We start from the raw sequence: 20,023 nt of genomic DNA, 5'->3' as shown, positions 1-20,023 counted from the left end.
CTTCTGAGAGCTTGTTCATCGTCTCAACAGAAAGGCCTTGCAGCACGAAGGCGTGTTGTGAATGACGGAACGATCAAGAGGGTATCGGGCTCCCGGATAATGGCGCATTATGAAAATTTTGCTTGATTTCGCGCCTATTGCGCTTTTCTTCTTTGCGTACAAGCAATGGGGGATCTATGCGGGCACCGCCGTGCTCATGGCCGCCACCGTGGCACAGATGGGCATCGTCTATCTGCTCGACAAAAAACTGAGCACCATGCACAAGGCCACCCTGGTGCTGATCATCGTCTTCGGTACGCTCACCCTGGTGCTTCAAGATGAGCGCTTCATCAAATGGAAGCCCACAGTGCTCTATACCGCCATGGCGGCGTCTCTGGCGGTGGCGCTATGGGGCTTTGGCAAGAACTTCCTGAAAATGATGCTCGGCAGTCAACTTTCTCTGCCGGAAGGCGTCTGGGTTCGACTGAACACGGCCTGGGTGTTTTACTGCCTGTTCATGGCCGCTATCAACGGTTATGTGGCCGCCTTTTACTCTACCGACGATTGGGCCAATTTCAAGCTCTGGGGCTATGTGTTTCCGCTGGCATTCATCATTGGCCAGGGGTTCTACGTGGCACGTCACCTGAGCGACCCCGATGAAAACGCCGCTCCCCCAGGAGACGCACGATGAGCACCGATTCACTCGCTGACCAAATGGCCACTCACTTGCAAGCCACGCTGCAACCCACGCAGCTCGAAGTGCTCGACGAAAGCTGGCAGCACGCGGGACACGCTGGCGCCAACGGCAGCGGCTTTGGAACGCACTTCAGGGTGCGCATTGCTTCCCCCGCGTTTGAAGGCAAGACTCGGGTGGCGCGCCATCGTCTTGTGTATGATGCGCTGCAAAAATTCATCGACGAAGGCGTGCACGCCCTCGCTATTGAAACCCTTTGACAAAAACAATCCGTTAGAAATGGTTCTTTCGGTCGTGTCCGACGCTAAGTACCGTCTGTAGCTGCCCGGTCTTGACCGCCAGAACCTTTTTCAAGCGCCACACTCTGACACTCTTTTCTATTCTTGCCCCACGAGGGCTGCTTTAGGTAAATTTTGATGAAAAAACAGCTTCTGGCGGCCACCGCAGCCGCCCTGTTCGCCACTACGCTGGCAATGCCTGTTGCTGCGCAAAACGTGGCTATCGTTAACGGCAAGCCCGTTCCAAAAGCCCGCCTGACCGCCCTGGAAGCTCAAGTAGCCGCACAGGCCGCCCGCACTGGCCGCCCCGTACCGCCTGAGGTACAGGCGCAAATGCGCGATGAAGTGATTACCCGCGAAATTTTTGCGCAGGAAGCCAAAAAACGTGGAATCGAGGGCTCTGAAAATTTCCGAACCCAGATGGAAATGGCGCGCCAGGCTGTGCTGATCAATGCACTGTTCTCCGATTTCCAGGAGAAAAATCCGGTCACCGACGCAGAAGCCAAGGCCGAATACGACCGAATCGTCGGTGCGCAAGCGCCCGCTGCCGGAGCCAAAGAGATCAAGGCCAGCCACATCCTGGTCGAGAAAGAAGACGAGGCCAAGGCGATCATTGCCGACCTCAAGAAAGGCGGCAAGTTTGAGGACATCGCCAAGAAGCAATCCAAAGACCCGGGATCCGGCGCCAATGGCGGCGATCTGGGCTGGGCCAATCCGGCAGGCTACGTTCCAGAGTTTGCTGAGGCCATCACAAAGCTGAGCAAGGGCCAGACGAGCGATGCACCCGTCAAATCCCAATTTGGGTATCACATCATTCGCGTCGACGACGTGCGCGATGCCAAGGCTCCGGACGTCCCGAGCTTCGACGATGTCAAGCCGCAAATTATTCAACAGATGCAGCAGCAGAAGCTGGTGAAGTTCCAGGAAGATCTGCGCGCCAAAGCCAAAGTTGAGTAATCTGGCCTGACATTTTGGGAAATCACGGATATTCTGGGAATTCTGGGAATCACGATGATTCCCAGAATGAGAAGAGCTCCCGGGGAATCATCAAGCCCCAGGGCGGATTCCTTTCTTGAATTCACGAAGCAGTTCCTCTGCCTTCTGCGGATTCTTGTACACGGGAATAGTCACACTCTTCGCATCAGCGCTGTCAGTGGCCAGCTTGTCGCGCGCGAGTGGCTGGGAATCGCAAGAGAGTTCACGCTGAGTAATCGGCTCGCCTAGCAGATACCGCGTCACTGCTGGATCGACGCAGTGATCCTTGTAAGGGTAGACGCCATGCTGGTAGTCGCCAGTCACGAACACGCGGCCAGCCTTTGGCAGGCCAGAGAAAAAGGCTGTGGCGCCCTCTGTGTCCGTAGCTGCATCATATTGCGACTGCACGAACATCACGTCGAGCTGTTTCATTGGAGCCAGATCAGGCTTTGAAACTTTGGGTCCACCCCAGAATGCACAGATGTTCAAATGATTGTTGCCGAAGAACATAGGCGCTTGATGCATTTGATCGCGCATTCGATCCGCCCAGGTGGTCAGATCGGTGCTGGCGGGCGTGTCATTGCACTGAACGGTCCAGAACACGGCATCATTGTTGCTCAGCTCAATGGAACGGCTCTCAGGCTGTACCCACAAGGAAGAGTATCTTTGGAGCAGCTGCCCGGCGAATCCGCGCAGCTGGGCATCACGCTCTTGATCCGAAGGATGGAACACGTAATGCCCCAACCCTTCCAAAACAGCCACAAGGTCAGATGGATTTGGCGCGGCGCGCAGCACCTCATCCAGGCCACGAGCAGAGGCCACGAGCGTCAGTAAAATATCGGAGTAAGCTCGGGAAGAAGTCAACTCGCCCAGAGGGCCGACCAACGTACTCTGCACCCGCGGATTCAGTGCGGGCATGACAGCGCGAACTTCGGCTTCGCTGGAACCCAAGCGGAAATAGTCGGCATGGCGCACAGCGTATGGCACCAGCACTTTGTCAAACATGCGCTGCTGCGCAGGGGCCTGTGGCGTTGTAGACTGCTCAAAGGTGCGGTTGAAATCCATGGAGCTGTCGAGCACCATGCGGCCAACACGGTCCGGGAACAGGCTGGCATACCAGGAGCCCAGCCAAGTGCCGTAGGAATAGCCCACGTAGTTCAGCTTTTCATCGCCCAGGAGGCCGCGGAGCAGATCCATGTCGCGCGCCGTGGCGTCTGTGTTGATAAACGGCGCAACAGGGTTCTTCAGGCACGCTTGCGCGATCTTGCTACTGTTGTAGATGGAGTTGGCGCGGTTTTCAGGCGTGTCCCACCCGGCTGGGCCGACATCTACAATACGCCCCACCTCATTCGTCGCGCACTGCATTCGCGTACTAGTGCCTGTCCCTCGCGGGGAAAATCCGACCATATCGTATTCGTCAAGCAAGCGAAGCTGCATGGCGCCTTGCGGACTGTCCGGGTTGCTCTCGGCGAATGCCTCGAGCAACCTCAAGGTCAGGGTAAAAAACCATCGCCACCTGGTCCGCCAGGGTTGAAGAGCAACGCACCGCGGCGGGCGCTTGATTTGCCAGCAGCCAGGCGCGTGGCGCTGATGACAACTTCCCCGCGCTCAGGGTTTGCCCAGTCCAGGGGTGCACGCACGAAACCACACTTGAGTCGTTCCCCATATTTTTCGATGGCAGGAGCAAAAGCAGGTGTCAATGGCGCCCCCATCATGGTGGGATCGCATTCCCCCCATTGAACGGTTTGTTCGCGGTATTTTTGCAGGGGGTCAGCATCATCGCCTCCTCCACACGCAGCCAGACCGAAGATCAGTGTTGCACTCAACAACGACAGAGCACGTTTACCTACCAGAGTTTTAACCTTCACTGGAAATCTCCTCCTATGTTGAACTTTTTACTATAAACGCCTTTATCCTTCGTCATCAACCTGGTGTTCACCATGTCCGTTTAAATCATTGGCCCGCGTAGGGGCTCATAATCAAGCATGCTTAAGGAGACCGCATGAAAATTCTTCTGCCTGTAGACGGAACCGAGCTTTCGCTACACGAGACCCGCTTTGCCCTTCGCCTCATCCAGGAAGGCTTGCGCGCCAGTTTTGTGCTGGCCAACGTGCAAGAGCCTGCGTCGTTCTATGAAATGGTGACGGCGCAAGACCCGCAGCTTATTGAAAATGCCGCTCTGGAAGCGGGCGAGGATCTGATGGCTCCTTCAGCCCAGCTTCTGCAGGAAGCCGGCGTGGAGTACGAAACCGCCGTCATTTCAGGCGACCCGGCGCAGGCCATGCTCGAATTGATCGAGATCCACGGTTGCGACATGGTGGTCATGGGCTCGCGAGCGCTTGGCCTGATTCGCCGGGCGCTGGAAGGTGGCTCCACCTCTCAAAGGTTGGTGCAGGATTCGCCTGTTCCAGTGCTGCTGGTCAAGCCGCCGGTGGTCGAGGACGCTGAAGAACTCGAAGAAATGGATGAGGGCGTGTGAGCTTCGCATGTGGCCTGCGGCGCGGCACTGCGCCGCCCATGCGCCTCACAGTTTCTCTGTCTGCCCACTGCGCGGTTGCCACTTCATCAGGCGGCGCTCTGCCACGCCCACAAGCCCGTCCAGCACCAGTGCGCATGCAGTAAGCAGGACAATGCCGGCTACCACAGTGTCGATGTCGAAGCTTCCTTCGGCCTGCAAAATCAGGTAACCCACCCCCCGTGCGGAACCAAGGTATTCACCGACCACCGCCCCCACGAAGGCCAGACCCACAGAACTGTGCAGACTGGAAAATACCCAGCTCATGGCACTGGGGACATACACATGACGCAATAGTTGACGCGCATTCGCACCCAACATACGGGCATTGGCGAGAACCACCGGACTGACCTCGCGCACTCCCTGGTAAACGTTGAAAAACACGATGAAAAACACCAACGTGACAGCCAGCGCCACTTTCGACCAGATTCCCAGCCCAAACCACAACGCGAAGATGGGGGCCAGGATCACACGCGGCATCGCATTCGCGGCTTTCAGGTAGGGGTCCAGCACAGCCGAGGCAAAAGGTGTCAACGCGAGCCACAAGCCTACCCCCAGACCAGCCACGGTTCCAATGCCAAATGCCAGCAGGGTTTCCAGCAGTGTCACACCCAGGTGCTGGTAAATGTCGGCCTCGGTCACAAACCAACGCCAAAGTCGGGAGGCGACCACCAGAGGCTTGCCGAAGAAGAAGGCGATCTGATCGGAAGCGCTCGATGCAAAATGCCACAGCACCAAAATGATCAGCAAGAGGCCGATCTGCCAGGCGCGCAAACTTAAACTTTCCTTCATCGGTATGGTGCCCCCAGGTTAGCCTGGATCGGCTTTAGGGTTAGGAGTTGCCGAGGTCTTCGAGAAGCAGCCAAACATTGACCCATGCCTCATGCAACCTTCCTTTTTTGTTGTTCGTAGCCACGCAAGACTTCATCACGCAAGACCGCCCAAATGGCGGCATGCAACTCTGAGAACCGCGGATTTTCACGGATTTCCGCCACATCGCGCGGCCGCGGAAGGTCGATGATGAACTCTCCAATGGGGCGTGTGGCCGGCCCAGCAGAAAGGACCACCACCCGATCGGACAGAGCGATGGCCTCGTCAAGATCGTGCGTAATGAAGAGTACAGCCTTCCCATGCCCGCCCTGCCCTGGCGCAGCCCATAGGTCCAGCAGTTCGTTCTCCATCAACTGGCGGGTTTGAATGTCCAGCGCGGAAAACGGCTCGTCCATGAACACGATGTCGGGGTCCATGATCAGCGTCTGTGCCATGGACACACGCTTGCGCATGCCGCCGGAAAGCTGGTGCGGATAGCGGTCCTCGAAGCCCGCCAGGCCCACCCGCTCCAACCAGGCCATGCCTTGACGCCTGGCTTCTTCCGCCGGAGTGCCCCGAAAAATCAGGCCGGCAATCACGTTGTCCAGCGCATTTTTCCAGGGCATGAGCGAATCCGCCTGGAACATGTAGCCCGCGCGACGGTTAAGGCCTTGAAGCGGCTCGCCGAACACGCGCACACTGCCGCCAGAGCTTTGCAGCAAACCAGCGCCTATATTCAGCAGCGTCGATTTTCCGCAACCCGTGGGGCCTACGACGGAAACGAACTCCCCAGGGGCGACAGAGAGTGTGGCGTCTTGTACCGCCACATAGCGCTGCCCTGGTGCGTCCGGGCTGGTAAAGACGACGCTGATGCCCTGGAGGTCAAGGGCAGGAATGTAAGAAGACATGCTCGTTAGGCAACCGATACGCCTCAGGTGTATGTGGTCGCGGCCTTCCGGGCAAATGCGTTGGTATAGGTCTTGGAGAGGTCGATCTTTTTGCTGGCAATATCGGCGTCGAATGTTTGAAGCATCTTCAGGGCCGTGGGAGGACCCGCCTCAGGCATGATGCCGTCGGGCGACATGGCTTGCCTCACGTGCTGCCAGGCTTCCAGGTAGAGGGATCGGTCACCCAGCAGATACGACTCGGGCACCGTTTTGACCAGATCCGATGGCCCCGTCTTCTGGAGCCAGCGCAGCGCCCGCACCATGGCATTAGCAAGTGCCTGCGCGGTGTTGGGGTTCTCTGCAAGGAATTTGGCAGGCGCATAAAGGCACGCTGCCGGCATGGGCCCACCATAGACCTCGTTGGTATCTTTCAGCGTTCGAGTGTCGGAAATAATGCGGATAGCCTTGTCGCGCTCCAGCATCGTAATCAGCGGGTCGAGGTTGGCAATGGCGTCTACCTGACCGGATTTGACCGCCGTGAGCGCGCCGCTTGAAGTGCCGACGCCCACAAATGAAACATCAGAAGCCCTCAGGCCGGCCTTCGACAGCACGTAGGTTGCCATCATCGAGGTGGACGAACCCGGAGCCGACACGCCGATTTTCTTGCCCTTCAGGTCGGCAAGGGTCTTGTAGTTCGGCATGGTCTTGTTAGAGACCGCCAGCACGATCTGCGGCGCGCGCCCTTGCAGCACAAACTCCTGAATGTGCTGGTTCTTGGCCTGCATGTTGATCGTGTGCTCGTAGGCGCCGGAAACGACATCCGCGCTGCCGCCGATCAGTGCCTGCAAGGCCTTCGAGCCACCTGCGAAGTCCGGGATTTCCACATCAAGACCTTCAGCCTTGAAGTAGCCCTGGCGTTCCGCAATGGTCAGTGGCAAGTAGTAGAACAGGTTCTTACCACCCACCGCAATGGTGAGCTTGGGCTTCTCGATTCTGACTGCCTGCGCCCACACTGCCGGGAAAGCGGTGGCCACGGGTGCGGCAAGCAATGTCTTCAATATGGTTCTGCGCATGTCTGTCTTCCTCCGATTCAATCTGCCGAAACTTTAGCAAATTTCAGGAAAATCTGAACGCAGGATTACCCGAAGGGTGTTGACTCAACAGTTCATCAGAAACCCAACTTATCCAGCGCAACTCCATCCGCATTTCGCCCCCTTCTCGTCATCCCCGCGCAGGCGGGGATCCAGTGCGGCCTATCCAGCGCTGCCTGGATCCCCGCCTGCGCGGGGATGACGAGATGGAGTGATGTGGGGCCCAGAGTCTTTAGCAATACCCACTGAAGCCGCTCCAAGCGATAACACTCGCTTCTCCCCGGAACGCCGGGTACCGGAAGGTTCCTGGGAGGCTCTAAAGCAACTTGAACGCCTTATCCCACCCACTTGCGTGCATTGCGCCACAGCTGCATCCAGGGGCTCAGGCTGCTCTTGTCCTGCGACGTCCAGCTCATCTGAACGTTGCGGAACACCCGCTCAGGGTGAGGCATGAGCGCGGTAAATCGCCCATCAGCAGTAGTGACAGACGTCAGGCCGCCGGCACTGCCATTCGGATTGAAGGGGTAAGCTTCCGTCGGTTCGCCACGGTTGTCTACAAAGCGCATGGCAGCAATCACCTTCGCTGCATCTCCCCTGGCGCTGAAGTTGGCATAGCCCTCGCCATGCGCAACGGCGATAGGCAGACGACTGCCCGCCATGCCCGCGAAAAACAGGCTGGGGGAGTCCAGAACCTCCACCATCGACAAGCGCGCCTCGAAGCGTTCGCTCTGGTTGGTGGTGAAGCGCGGCCAGGACTCGGCGCCAGGAATGATGTCCGCCAGTTCGGCAAACATCTGGCATCCGTTGCACACACCCAGTCCGAAGGTGTCGGAACGCCCAAAGAAGGCCTGAAACTGTTCAGCCAGCGAGGGATTGAACGTGATGGAGCGCGCCCAACCGATGCCCGCACCCAGTGTGTCGCCATAGCTGAAGCCACCACACGCCACCATGCCCTTGAAATCAGCCAGCTTGGCGCGGCCGGCTTGCAGATCGGTCATGTGAACATCTACCGCCTCGAAGCCAGCTTCAGTGAAGGCGTAGGCCATCTCCACATGCGAGTTGACCCCTTGCTCGCGCAAGATCGCGACCCTTGGGCGGGCTGCACCTGTAACGTTGAATGTGGCCTGGGGCGCATTCCAGGTTTCCGGCTGGCCCAGTTGGACGTGCATGCCGGGGTCCTCGGGGTTGCCTGCGGCAGCATGTTCCGCGTCGGCACACTCCGGATTGTCTCGTTCGCGGGCAATTTTCCAGCTCACGCTGTCCCAGACTTGGTGCAGGTCCTGAAGTTTTGCGCTGAAAATTTCCTTGGCATCTCGCCAGATAGAGAGCTCGCCTTTGCCTTTATCGATCGGTGACGAGGCGGGCCTTGTCTTGCCCACAAAATGGCTGAACCGCGACAGGCCGTGGGCTCGCAGAGTCTGCATGACCGCATCGCGTTCCGACGTGCGCACCTGCAGCACCACACCCAATTCCTCTGCAAACAAAGCCTTCAGGGTTAGTTCTTCTCTGCGCGCGCTAACCTGGCTGGTCCAGTTCTTGGCGTCACCATATTCTGCCCGGCTGTCACTGATGCCGTCGCCTTCGGTGACCAACAGGTCCACGTTCAGCGCCACGCCGACGTGGCCGGCAAATGCCATTTCCGCCACGCTGGCCAGCAAGCCGCCATCGCTGCGGTCGTGGTAGGCAAGAATCTTTCCTTCCGAGCGCAACAGGTTGACAGCGGCCACCAGGTTGATCAGGTCTTGCGGGTCCTCGAGATCGGGCACGCCGTCGTGTTGCGGGCAACCTGCCTGGTCCACGGTCTGCGCCAGAATACTACCGGCCAGCCGGTGGCGACCCTTGCCCAGATCCACCAGCACCAGCGTGGTGTCGTCCTGAGCCTCGAGTTGCGGCGTGAGAGTTCCGCGTACATCGCCTAATGTGGTGAAGGCCGTGACGATCAGGCTCACCGGCGAGGTCACTTTCTTCGCAGTGCCGCCTTCGTCCTGCCATTGTGTCCGCATGGAAAGCGAATCCTTGCCCACCGGAATGGACACTCCCAGGGCCGGGCATAGTTCCATGCCAACGGCTTGCACAGTCGCGTACAAGGCGGCGTCCTCGCCTGGTTCACCGCAGGCAGCCATCCAGTTGGCCGACAGCTTCACGCGCGGCAGCTCGATAGGAGCCGCCAACAGGTTGGTAATGGACTCGGCGACCGCCATGCGACCACTGGCTGGCGCATCCAGCGCGGCGAGCGGTGTACGCTCACCCATGCTCATGGCCTCTCCTGCAAAGCCCGAGTAGTCGGCCAGTGTGACAGCACAATCCGCCACCGGCACCTGCCACGGACCGACCATCTGATCCCGGTGCGTGAGGCCGCCCACCGTGCGGTCGCCAATGGTGATGAGAAAGCGTTTGCTGGCCACGGTCGGGTGGCTCAGCACCTTGATTACCGCGTCCTGCAAGGTAACACCGTCCAGATTCAAGGGTGTGAAGCTGCGCACCACGGTCTTGACGTCGCGGTGCATCTTGGGCGGTTTGCCCAGCAGCACATCCATAGGCATGTTGACTGGCTGGCCCTGGTCGCGCTCCGCAGTCGACGCAAGCTGGGGCTCGTTCAGGTTCACATCGCCCACAACCAGTTGGCGCTCCTGCGTGGCAACACCCACCACGGCGAACGGACAGCGCTCGCGTGCACAGATTTGCTCGAACATGGGAAGCGATTCGGGCGCAATGGCCAGTACATAGCGCTCCTGGCTCTCGTTGCACCAGATTTCCTTGGGCGCCAGGCCGCTTTCCTCCAGCGGAACCGAGCGCAAATCGAAGCTCGCACCGCGTCCGGCATCGTTGGTCAACTCCGGGAATGCGTTCGACAAGCCACCTGCGCCGACATCATGAATAGCCAATACAGGGTTGTCTTCTCCGAGAGCCTGGCACTGGGTAATGACCTCCTGCGCACGCCGCTCGATCTCGGGGTTGCCGCGTTGAACGGAATCAAAATCGAGATGCGCCGCATTGGTGCCGCTGGCCAGCGAACTGGCGGCGCCTCCGCCCATGCCAATGCGCATGCCCGGCCCACCCAGTTGGATCAGCAGGCTACCAGCGGGGAACTCGATCTTGGTGGTTAGGCGCGCATCAATACTGCCCAGCCCACCGGCGATCATGATGGGCTTGTGATAGCCACGCTGAACGCCAGCCACTTCCAGCTCGTACTCGCGGAAGTAGCCAGCCAGGTTCGGACGCCCGAACTCATTGTTGAAAGCTGCACCGCCCAGTGGGCCTTCAGTCATGATTTGCACTGGGCTCGCCATGTGCTCGGGCTTGCCGAGGGCGCTGTCCCACAGTTTGCTCACGGTGAAGCCCGTCAGCCCTGCCTTGGGGCGCGAGCCACGTCCTGTGGCCCCTTCGTCTCGAATTTCGCCGCCCGCGCCTGTGCTGGCGCCGGGAAACGGGCTGATGGCTGTTGGGTGATTATGGGTTTCCACCTTCATCAACACGTGGCGCAGCTCATTTTTCTTCTCGTAGCTGGCAGTGGCCGCCTGATTGGAAGGCGCCAGTGCCTGGAACACCTCACTCACACCACCTTCCATGACCGCGGCATTGTCGCTGTAGGCAATAATGGTGTGCTGCGGCGCCAAGGCATGCGTGTTGCGGATCATTCCGAACAAGCTGCGCTCCTGCGCCACGCCGTCAATAGTGAACTGGGCGTTGAAGATCTTGTGCCGGCAATGTTCGCTGTTGGCCTGGGCGAACATCATTAACTCGACATCGGTGGGGTTGCGGCCCAGATTCGTGAAGGCAGCCAGCAGGTACTCAATTTCGTCATCGGCCAGCGCAAGGCCCCACTCGGAGTTGGCCTTTTCAAGGGCTTGCCTTCCACCAGCGAGCACATCCACATGCTCCATAGGTTGCGCATGGAGCGCAGTGAACAAGGCTTTGGCCTCTTCGCGCGAGGCAAGTACGCTCTCAGTCATACGATCATGGAGCAGCGCGGCTATCGCGGCGCGTTCATTCTCCGAGGGTTGCTCGCCCTTCACGCCGGCGGAAAAACCTATTCTGTATTCCACCAGACGCTCGACGCGGTGAAGCGAAAGCCCGCAATTGCGTGCAATATCGGACGCCTTGCTGGCCCAGGGAGACACCGTACCCAAACGAGGCGCCACGATAATGGGCACACCGGCTGAATCGCTCGCTGCGGGATCACCGTAGCGAAGCAGTCCTGCCATTCGCGCCTTGTCTGCTTCATCAGGCTCTGTATCGAACGCGGCCAAATGCACGAAGCGCGCAGAAAGCGTGCCAATTTGGGGCGCCACTGCCTGCAGGCGGGGCAACAACTGGCGAACGCGAAAATCGCTGAGTGCGTTGCCGCCCTCGAAGAAATGAATGTGCTGAGTCACTGTGCGGGGCCGACGGTGGCGAGAAGCTGTAAATCGGGCAGCGTCTGCCGCTGACTGGGGCAGACACTGGAAACCCTCGATTTTATCCGCAGGCCTCCAAGCACACAGCCAGTACGCATGGCAAGGCTTACGTCACGGTGGGATAATTTACCTATGACAATCACCATCAAAGATGACGCAGGCATCGAAGCCATGCGCAAAGCCTGCAGGCTGGCGGCTGAGGTGCTGGACGCGATCACACCCCATATCGTGCCCGGAATCACGACGCTTGAGATCGATCGCCTTGCAGCTGAACACATGGCATTGCAGGGAACCAAGTCCGCCACCGTGGGCTATCAACCCCCGGGTTACCCGCCCTACCCCGCCCACCTGTGCACGTCAGTCAACCATGTGGTGTGCCATGGCATTCCCAACGAAAAGACGCTGAAGAAAGGCGACATCGTCAACGTCGACGTAACCGTGATCACCCCTGAAGGGTGGTACGGCGACACCAGCCGCATGTTCCTGATCGGTGATTGCTCAATTGCGTCCAAGCGTCTGTGTTCGCTGACTTATGAATCCATGTGGCACGGCATTACCCAGGTCAAGCCGGGTGCTCGACTGGGCGATATTGGACACGCGATCCAGAAATTTATCGAAGGCCACGGCCTTTCAATCGTGCGCGAATTTTGCGGCCACGGCATTGGGCAGAAATTCCATGAAGACCCGCAGGTGCTTCATTACGGTCGACCGGGCACCGGCGAAGAATTGTTGCCGGGCATGATCTTCACCATAGAGCCCATGGTGAACATCGGGCGACGTGAGATTAAGGAATTGAACGACGGCTGGACCATTGTCACGAAGGATCGTTCGCTGTCGGCGCAGTGGGAGCACACCGTGTTGGTCACTCCAACGGGCTATGAAGTTCTCAGCCTCTCCGAGGGCAGCCCAGCCATTCCGGATTTCGTTCACTCGGCATCGTCCGTAGCTGCCTGAACGAGAAAATGCCAAACGACACCGCCCTTGTGTCGCCCGCACAGGCGGTGCGCAACGATTATCGCAACAAGAAGGCCCAGCTCCTGGCGAGCATGCGCGCGGGAGGTTTGGCTTCCCGGGGCTTACGCACCGGCTTGGCGGCCTTGTCTGAGCTCACCGATGAAATGCTTCGACGCTTGTGGGAAATCGCGGAGCTGAACAGTGATGTGGCATTGGTGGCCGTAGGCGGGTACGGGCGGGGTGAACTGTTTCCATATTCAGACATCGACGTCTTGCTGCTGTTGCCAGAGAGCGCCACGCCTGCATCCGATGAGACGCTGAGGCAACGCATTGAGGACTTCATACGCCATTGCTGGGACGCTGGCCTGGAGATTGGTTCCAGCGTGCGCAACACACAGGAGTGCCTCTCGCTGGCCGAGCACGACATCACGGTGCAGACTGCCCTCCTGGAAGCGCGGCAGATCACCGGCCAGCACGAACTTTTCAAAGACTTCCAGCAGCGCTTCCATGAGCAACTGGATGCCCTCGATTTCTTCACCGCCAAGCGCCTTGAAATGCGCCAGCGGCATGCCAAGTTTGAAGATACGCCTTACGCTCTGGAGCCCAATTGCAAGGAGTCTCCTGGTGGTCTGCGTGATCTTCACATCATCTCTTGGGCGGCCAGGGCAGCGGGCATAGGGAGCCAGTGGGAAGATCTTGAACGTGCCGGGCTGGCCACGTCGCACGAAATGCGGCAACTAAGGCACAACGAAGCCATGCTGTCGCTCATACGAGCGCACCTGCATCTGATTGCGGGGCGGCGCGAAGACCGCCTGGTTTTCGATCTGCAGACCTCGGTCGCAGAATCATTCGGATTCGCAAACGAGTTCTCCGAAGATGGTCGTATTGCACTGCGCGCCAGTGAAATACTGATGCGTCGATATTACTGGGCCGCCAAAGCAGTGACTCAGCTCAACCAGATTCTGCTGCAAGGGATCGAGCAGTATCTGCGCACAGCCCGGGGCGAACCGTTGCCTGAACTGCACCGAATCAATGAGCGCTTCTTCGACAAGGCAGGCATGATCGAAGTGGCTCGCGACGACCTGTACGAAACCGATCCACGCGCCATTCTTGAAACGTTTCTGCTTTATGAGCAGACTCCGGGGGCCAAGGGACTGTCGATGCGCACTCTGCGTGCGCTCTACAACGCTCGAACAGTCATGAACCATGCTTTTCGTGCAGATCCCGTCAACCGTTCCACGTTCCTGGCCATCTTGCAACAGCCGCAGGGCATCACCCATGCGATGCGGTTGATGAACCAGACTTCCGTGCTGGGACGCTATTTGTGGGTGTTCCGGCGCATCGTCGGCCAAATGCAACACGACCTGTTCCACGTCTACACCGTGGACCAGCACATTCTCATGGTGTTGCGCAATGTGCGACGGTTTTTCATAGCCGAGCACGCCCACGAATACCCCTTTTGCTCACAACTCGCTGCGGGCTGGGACAAGCCGTGGATCATGTTCGTTGCGGCTCTGTTCCACGACATTGCCAAGGGCCGAGGCGGCGACCACTCCGAGTTGGGCGCCGTGGAAGTGCGCAGATTCTGCCAGCAGCACGACCTCGCCGCAGTAGACGCAGAGTTGATTGAGTTCCTGGTACGCGAACACCTGCTGATGAGCAGCGTTGCCCAGAAGGAAGACTTGAGCAACCCAGACGTTATTCAGGCCTTTGCCGTCCGCGTGCGCAATGAGCGATATTTGACGGCACTCTATCTGCTGACCGTGGCCGACGTTCGCGGCACCAGCCCGAAGGTCTGGAATGCCTGGAAAGGCAAGCTCCTTGAAGATCTGTACAGACTCACCGTGCGCGCCCTGGGGGGCCGCGCACCTGACGCGGATGCCGTCATTGAATCGCGCAAACGCGAAGCCCTGGTCCGTCTGGCCCAAGCCTGTGAGCCGCACGACTCGCACAAGGCGCTATGGGATACCTTGGACGTGCGCTACTTCATGCGCCACGAAGCGGGTGAAATTGCCTGGCACACTCGACAGCTCTCGCGTCACATAACCAAGGAACAGAAGGAGCACAGGGGACACAAAGATGACAAGGAGCTGCTACAGTCGCCGGCCATAGAAGTTTCAAAGACGATCGTTCGGGCACGGCTTTCACCCGTGGGTGAGGGTTTGCAGGTGTTGGTTTACACACTTGATCGACCCGATCTCTTTGCCCGGATCTGCGGCTATTTTGACCGTGCTGGGTTCTCCATCTTGGATGCAAAAATCCACACCACGCGCGACGGCCACGCATTGGATACCTTCCAGGTCGTCAGCTCCATGATCCCGGACCATTATCGGGAGTTTGTCAACATGGTCGAAGCCGAGTTGCCACGAGCCATCCGCAGCCACGCCGCTCTGCCGGCACCACGCCTGGGCCGGGTGTCGCGCAGAGTGAAGAGCTTTCCCATTACCCCACGCATTGACCTCCGCCCTGATGAAAAGGCGCAGCACTGGCTTCTCAGCGTTTCCGCCAGCGACCGCGCCGGTCTACTTTACGGGGTAGCCCGCGTGCTTGCAGCGCATGGCATCAGCCTGGAGCTGGCGAAAATCACGACGCTCGGCGAGCGTGTCGAGGATACGTTCTTGCTGCGCGGCGCTCAATTACAGAACAGCAAAACCCAGTTGGAAATTGAGCAGGAACTGCTCGAAACGCTAGAAAGTTGCTGCACGTAATCTTACGCCGAGGCTTCAGCCCAGAAGCCTCGCCTTCGTTTCTTGATATTCCCGCTTGAAGCGAGCCACCAGGTCGGCCGTGCTCACCACCTCTTTGATCGCGCCGATGCCTTGTCCGCAGCCCCAGATGTCCTTCCAGGCTTTCGCGCCACCCGACGAGAAGTTCATCTTGCTGGGGTCACTCTGTGGAAGATTGTCGGGGTCCATACCCGCGTTGCGAATGCTGCCCTTCAAATAGTTGCCAAGCACACCCGTGTAGAAGTTACTGTAGACGATATCGTCGGAATTGCTTTCGCAGATCATCTGCTTGTAGGCATCTACGGCACGCGCCTCTTTGGTCGCAATAAAGGCGGAACCAATATAGGCAAAATCCGCGCCCATGGCTTGGGCAGCCAGGATGGCACCACCGGAAGCAATGGCGCCCGACAAAGCCACGGGGCCGTCAAACCACTCGCGAACTTCCTGGATCATTGCAAAGGGGCTCTTGGCGCTGGCGTGGCCGCCTGCACCTGCGGCGACAGTAATGAGGCCGTCAGCACCTTTTTCGATCGCCTTGCGCGCAAACGTGTTGTTGATCACGTCATGCATGACCACACCACCCCAGTTATGCACGGCCTGGTTCACGTCCTCTCGCGCACCAAGGCTGGTGATGATGATCGGCACCTTGTACTTGGCACACAGCGCCATGTCGTGATCCAGGCGGTCGTTGCTCTTGTGCACGATCTGATTGATTGCGAAAGGCGCGGCTGGACTGTCTGGATGTGCCCGGTCCCACGCAGCGAGTGTTTCGGTGATCTCTGCCAGCCATTCATCAAGCTGCTCGGCAGGCCGTGCGTTGAGTGACGGCATGGAGCCCACCACGCCGGATGTGCACTGTGCGATCACCAGCTGAGGAGTGCTGATGATGAACATTGGCGAGGCAATAACGGGAAACTTCAGCTTTGCAAGCACCGGTGGAAGCTTTGACATAGAAGACTCTTTTTGATGGATCTGGGAACGAGTTGGACTGGGAAATCAGAATGCGTCAATTGCCAACGCCGAGACGCTCTCGGCGCCTTCAACGACGGCATCGCGAATGCTGGGCGCGCGGGTCAGGATGTGGTCGGCGAAGAAACGCGCAGTGACGATCTTAGCTTGCATGAAAGCCGCGTCCTGACCCTTCGCCAGTTGCTGCTCAGCCACCACCAATGCCCTACCCATCTGCCAGCCGGCTACGAGGTACCCCGCCAGCATCAGGTAAGGCACGCTGCCTGCGTAGGCGGCATTCGGATCAGCCTTGGCCTGTACGCTGATAAAGTCCACTACGTCTAGAAAAGCTTGTCGAGCTCCTGCCAAGCGCCTGGCCATGGCTTTTGCATTTTCGCTGCCGGTCGCCAGTTCCTTCTCGAAGGCTTCAATCTGCGCCGCGATCGCTTTGGCGGTCTGACCGCCGTCGCGCGCCGTTTTGCGGCCCACGAGATCGTTGGCCTGAATGGCTGTCGTGCCTTCGTAGATAGTCAGGATCTTGGCGTCCCGGTAGTACTGGGCGGCACCCGTTTCCTCAATGAACCCCATACCACCGTGCACCTGCACTCCGAGGTTGGTGGCCTCCAGACTCATCTCGGTGCTGTAACCCTTGACCAGCGGAACAAGGAACTCGTAGAAGGACTGATTTTGCCCACGCACCTCAGCATCAGGGTGATGATGCGCTGCATCGTAGGCGGCAGCGGCCACGGACGCCATGGCGCGGCAGCCTTCAATCTGGGCGCGCATGGTCATCAGCATGCGCCGAACGTCAGGGTGATGGATGATGGACGCGCTGCCTTTCACGCTTCCATCAACCGGACGGCTCTGCACGCGGTCTTTTGCATAAGCGGCCGCCTTCTGATAGGCGCGCTCTGCCACGGCAATGCCCTGCACCCCCACGGCATAACGCGCAGCGTTCATCATGATGAACATGTATTCGAGGCCGCGGTTTTCCTCGCCCACCAGATACCCCACAGCGCCACCGTTGTCCCCAAACTGCAGAACCGCGGTTGGGCTGGCCTTGATGCCCATCTTGTGTTCAATGCTGACGCAATGCGCATCATTGCGCTCACCGAGGGAGCCGTCTGCGTTGACCAAGAACTTTGGCACCACGAACAGGCTGATACCCTTCACCCCTTCTGGCGCTCCAGCGACCCTGGCCAGCACCAGGTGCACGATGTTCTCAGCCATGTCGTGCTCACCGTAGGTGATGAAAATCTTGGTGCCAAAGACCTTGTAGGTGCCATCAGGTTGCGGCTCGGCCCGGGTGCGAACCAGAGCGAGGTCGCTGCCCGCTTGCGGTTCGGTCAGGTTCATGGTTCCGGTCCATTGACCGGCCACCAATTTTTCGAGGTAGATCGCTTTCAGCTCATCGCTGCCAGCGGTCAGGAGCGCCTCGATGGCGCCATCGGTCAGCAATGGGCACAGCGCAAAACTGAGGTTGGCTGAGTTGAGGATCTCGCCGCAGGCTGCCCCAATGGTCTTAGGGAGACCTTGCCCCCAAACTCGCCCGGATGCTGCAGCCCCTGCCAACCGCCCTCTGTATACCGCTTGAAAGCCTCTTTGAAACCAGCCGTCGTGGTCACGACGCCGTCTTCCCATGAGGAAGGTGCTGTGTCACCCGCCACGTTAAGCGGGGCAACCACGCCTTCGTTGAAACGTGCGCATTCGTCTAGCACAGCCTGTGCTGTCTCCAGGCCTGCGTCCTCGAAACCGGGCATGGCAGCCACTTGGTCAATTCGCGCCAGATGCTCGATGTTGAACAACATATCCTTCACGGGAGCCTTGAAGCTCATGGGATCTCCTTGATTTCAAACAAAAACGGCGTTCACGCGAATTGCGGAACGCCGCTGTATGGCGCCTGACGAGCAGGCCCCATGAGGCTTTATGTTAAAGCGCCTTTGCGAGTTCCGGCACTGCCGTGAACAAATCTGCCACAAGTCCGTAGTCCGCCACGCTGAAGATCGGAGCCTCTTCGTCCTTGTTGATGGCGACAATGATTTTGGAGTCTTTCATGCCGGCCAAATGCTGGATGGCACCCGAGATGCCTGCGGCAATGTACAGCTGAGGCGCCACAATTTTGCCAGTCTGGCCCACTTGCAGGTCGTTGGCGGCATACCCGGCGTCTACTGCCGCGCGGCTAGCGCCAATGGCTGCGCCAAGCTTGTCGGCCAGAGGAGTCATGACTTCCTGGAACTTCTCGGCGCTGCCCAGGGCACGGCCGCCGGAGACGACGATCTTGGCAGCTGTCAGTTCTGGGCGGTCGTTCTTGGCGATTTCAGAGCCCTTGAAGCTGCTCTTGCCACTATCGGCAACCGCAGCCACGCTTTCCACAGCTGCGCTACCACCGGTGGCGGCAGCGGCATCAAAACCAGTGGTGCGCACAGTGAGGACCTTGACGCTGTCAGCGCTTTGCACGGTGGCAATGGCGTTGCCGGCGTAAATCGGGCGCTCGAAGGTGTCGGGGCTGTCGACCTTGATGATGTCGCTGATCTGTGCCACGTCGAGTTTGGCAGCCACGCGTGGTGCCACGTTCTTGCCGCTTGCAGTGGCCGGGAACAGAATGTGGCTGTAGTTGCCTGCAATTTGTAGTACTTGCGCAGCCACGTTTTCCGCCAGACCGTGGCCCAGGGTTTCTGCATCAGCGTGCAGCACCTTGGCCACGCCAGCGACCTTGGAGGCTGCTTCGGCAGCAGCAGCGGCATTGTGGCCGGCCACCAGCACGTGGACGTCGCCCCCGCACGCAACAGCGGCGGTAACGGTGTTCAGAGTGGCACCCTTGAGGGAGCCGTTGTCATGTTCTGCGATGACGAGTGAGGTCATGTCTTCAAATCCTTGGGTTGAGCGTTGAGCTTTCGGTATTGAGCGCGGATCGTCAGATCACCTTGGCTTCGTTCCTGAGCTTGTCCACCAGGGTGGCGACATCTGGGACCTTGATGCCAGCGCCGCGCTTGGGCGGCTCGGCCACTTTCAGTGTTTTCAGACGCGGGGCAACGTCGACACCCAACTCTTCCGGCTTGACGACGTCGAGCTGCTTCTTCTTGGCCTTCATGATGTTGGGCAAAGTGACGTAGCGCGGCTCGTTCAGTCGCAGGTCGGTGGTGACTACGGCCGGCAGGCTGATGGAGATCGTCTCCAGACCACCGTCGACCTCGCGGGTAACGTTGGCTTTGCCATCGGCAATTTCCACTTTGCTGGCGAACGTGGCCTGAGGCAGATCTGCCAAGGCAGCCAGCATCTGGCCGGTTTGGTTGGCGTCGTCATCAATCGCCTGTTTACCCAGGATCACCAACTGTGGCTGCTCCTTGTCGACCAACGCCTTGAGCAGCTTGGCCACGGCCAACGGCTGCAGTTCTGCGTCGGTTTCAACCAGAATGCCACGATCGGCACCGATAGCCATGGCCGTGCGCAGAGTTTCCTGAGCTTTGGCATCGCCACAGGAAACGGCAATGATTTCCGTAACCACGCCTTTTTCCTTCAATCTAACCGCTTCTTCCACAGCGATTTCGTCAAAGGGGTTCATGCTCATCTTGACGTTGGCAATATCCACGCCGCTCTGATCCGACTTGACTCGAACCTTGACGTTGTAGTCCACCACGCGCTTAACGGCGACGAGTGCTTTCATTTAAGGCATCTCCTGCTAGGGTTTTGAAATCAGGCATCCGAGCACGCCACCGGGCGAGCTGGCATCAATGTTTAATCAACTTGGCATTTTAGCCCGGTTGAGGCC

15 protein-coding genes and 1 pseudogene are annotated in these 20,023 nt (G+C 58.9%); 6 read left to right on the top strand and 10 right to left on the bottom strand.

The window, feature by feature from the left end; all coding sequences use genetic code 11:
* Positions 1-109: 109 nt before the first annotated feature.
* The 3 genes from AAAK34_RS11880 (at position 110) to AAAK34_RS11870 (ending at position 1,908) form a co-directional block, all read left to right on the top strand.
* Complete coding sequence (locus AAAK34_RS11880) at positions 110-670, top strand: septation protein A (RefSeq protein ID WP_231693228.1); 561 nt, start codon at positions 110-112, stop codon at positions 668-670.
* Entirely contained in the window at positions 667-933 is a 267-nt protein-coding gene (locus AAAK34_RS11875; protein WP_431777304.1) for a BolA family protein, read from the top strand. Before AAAK34_RS11880 ends, AAAK34_RS11875 begins: the two co-directional genes overlap by 4 nt.
* 156 nt (positions 934-1,089) lie before the next feature.
* Positions 1,090-1,908: a peptidylprolyl isomerase gene (locus tag AAAK34_RS11870; RefSeq protein ID WP_231693354.1), complete on the top strand. Its 819-nt coding sequence runs from the start codon at positions 1,090-1,092 to the stop codon at positions 1,906-1,908.
* Between the two features lie 90 nt (positions 1,909-1,998).
* On the opposite strand, the gene AAAK34_RS11865 is transcribed toward AAAK34_RS11870, so the two are convergent.
* Complete coding sequence (locus tag AAAK34_RS11865; protein WP_431777303.1) at positions 1,999-3,417, bottom strand: alpha/beta fold hydrolase; 1,419 nt, start codon at positions 3,415-3,417, stop codon at positions 1,999-2,001.
* Positions 3,418-3,419: 2 nt separating this feature from the next.
* Positions 3,420-3,794 carry a hypothetical protein gene (locus AAAK34_RS11860; RefSeq protein ID WP_431777302.1) on the bottom strand — a complete coding sequence of 125 codons (375 nt, stop codon included), beginning with the start codon at positions 3,792-3,794 and terminating at the stop codon, positions 3,420-3,422.
* Positions 3,795-3,928: 134 nt separating this feature from the next.
* Between AAAK34_RS11860 and AAAK34_RS11855 the strand changes: the two genes are divergently transcribed.
* The gene (locus AAAK34_RS11855; RefSeq protein ID WP_231693226.1) at positions 3,929-4,405 is read left to right on the top strand and encodes a universal stress protein; all 477 of its coding nucleotides are present in this window, start codon (positions 3,929-3,931) and stop codon (positions 4,403-4,405) included.
* 45 nt (positions 4,406-4,450) lie between these two features.
* Here AAAK34_RS11855 and AAAK34_RS11850 read toward each other — a convergent pair whose 3' ends face one another.
* From AAAK34_RS11850 to purL, 4 genes are all read right to left on the bottom strand, one after another.
* On the bottom strand, positions 4,451-5,233 hold the full coding sequence (locus tag AAAK34_RS11850) for an ABC transporter permease (RefSeq protein WP_231693225.1): 783 nt from the start codon (positions 5,231-5,233) through the stop codon (positions 4,451-4,453).
* Positions 5,234-5,322: 89 nt separating this feature from the next.
* The gene (locus AAAK34_RS11845; RefSeq protein WP_231693224.1) at positions 5,323-6,159 is read right to left on the bottom strand and encodes an ABC transporter ATP-binding protein; all 837 of its coding nucleotides are present in this window, start codon (positions 6,157-6,159) and stop codon (positions 5,323-5,325) included.
* A gap of 23 nt (positions 6,160-6,182) precedes the next feature.
* Entirely contained in the window at positions 6,183-7,211 is a 1,029-nt protein-coding gene (locus tag AAAK34_RS11840) for an ABC transporter substrate-binding protein (protein ID WP_231693223.1), read from the bottom strand.
* Between the two features lie 353 nt (positions 7,212-7,564).
* On the bottom strand, positions 7,565-11,605 hold the full coding sequence (gene purL, locus AAAK34_RS11835) for a phosphoribosylformylglycinamidine synthase (protein ID WP_231693222.1): 4,041 nt from the start codon (positions 11,603-11,605) through the stop codon (positions 7,565-7,567).
* A 153-nt stretch (positions 11,606-11,758) separates the two neighbouring features.
* Here purL and map point away from each other — a divergent pair, with 153 nt between their 5' ends.
* Both map and AAAK34_RS11825 read left to right on the top strand, forming a co-directional pair.
* Positions 11,759-12,580, top strand: a complete 822-nt coding sequence (gene map, locus AAAK34_RS11830) for a type I methionyl aminopeptidase (protein WP_231693221.1) — start codon at positions 11,759-11,761, stop codon at positions 12,578-12,580.
* An 8-nt stretch (positions 12,581-12,588) separates the two neighbouring features.
* The gene (locus tag AAAK34_RS11825; protein WP_231693220.1) at positions 12,589-15,288 is read left to right on the top strand and encodes a [protein-PII] uridylyltransferase; all 2,700 of its coding nucleotides are present in this window, start codon (positions 12,589-12,591) and stop codon (positions 15,286-15,288) included.
* Positions 15,289-15,303: 15 nt separating this feature from the next.
* Here the strand turns inward: AAAK34_RS11825 and AAAK34_RS11820 are convergent, their stop codons facing one another.
* The 4 genes and pseudogenes from AAAK34_RS11820 to AAAK34_RS11805 form a co-directional block, all read right to left on the bottom strand.
* A complete protein-coding gene (locus AAAK34_RS11820; RefSeq protein WP_231693219.1) occupies positions 15,304-16,257 on the bottom strand; it encodes an NAD(P)H-dependent flavin oxidoreductase in 954 nt (317 codons plus the stop codon).
* Positions 16,258-16,302: 45 nt separating this feature from the next.
* A pseudogene (locus AAAK34_RS11815) lies at positions 16,303-18,089 on the bottom strand (acyl-CoA dehydrogenase C-terminal domain-containing protein).
* Positions 18,090-18,183: 94 nt separating this feature from the next.
* Positions 18,184-19,116: an FAD-binding protein gene (locus tag AAAK34_RS11810; RefSeq protein ID WP_231693217.1), complete on the bottom strand. Its 933-nt coding sequence runs from the start codon at positions 19,114-19,116 to the stop codon at positions 18,184-18,186.
* Between the two features lie 52 nt (positions 19,117-19,168).
* Positions 19,169-19,918: an electron transfer flavoprotein subunit beta/FixA family protein gene (locus AAAK34_RS11805; RefSeq protein ID WP_231693216.1), complete on the bottom strand. Its 750-nt coding sequence runs from the start codon at positions 19,916-19,918 to the stop codon at positions 19,169-19,171.
* Positions 19,919-20,023: the final 105 nt, after the last annotated feature.

This window comes from Ottowia caeni, from assembly GCF_050821495.1.
GTDB classification, from domain to species: domain Bacteria; phylum Pseudomonadota; class Gammaproteobacteria; order Burkholderiales; family Burkholderiaceae_C; genus Ottowia; species Ottowia caeni.
Note: the sequence above shows the minus strand (reverse complement) of the source record. Positions and strands in the feature narration are given on the sequence as shown.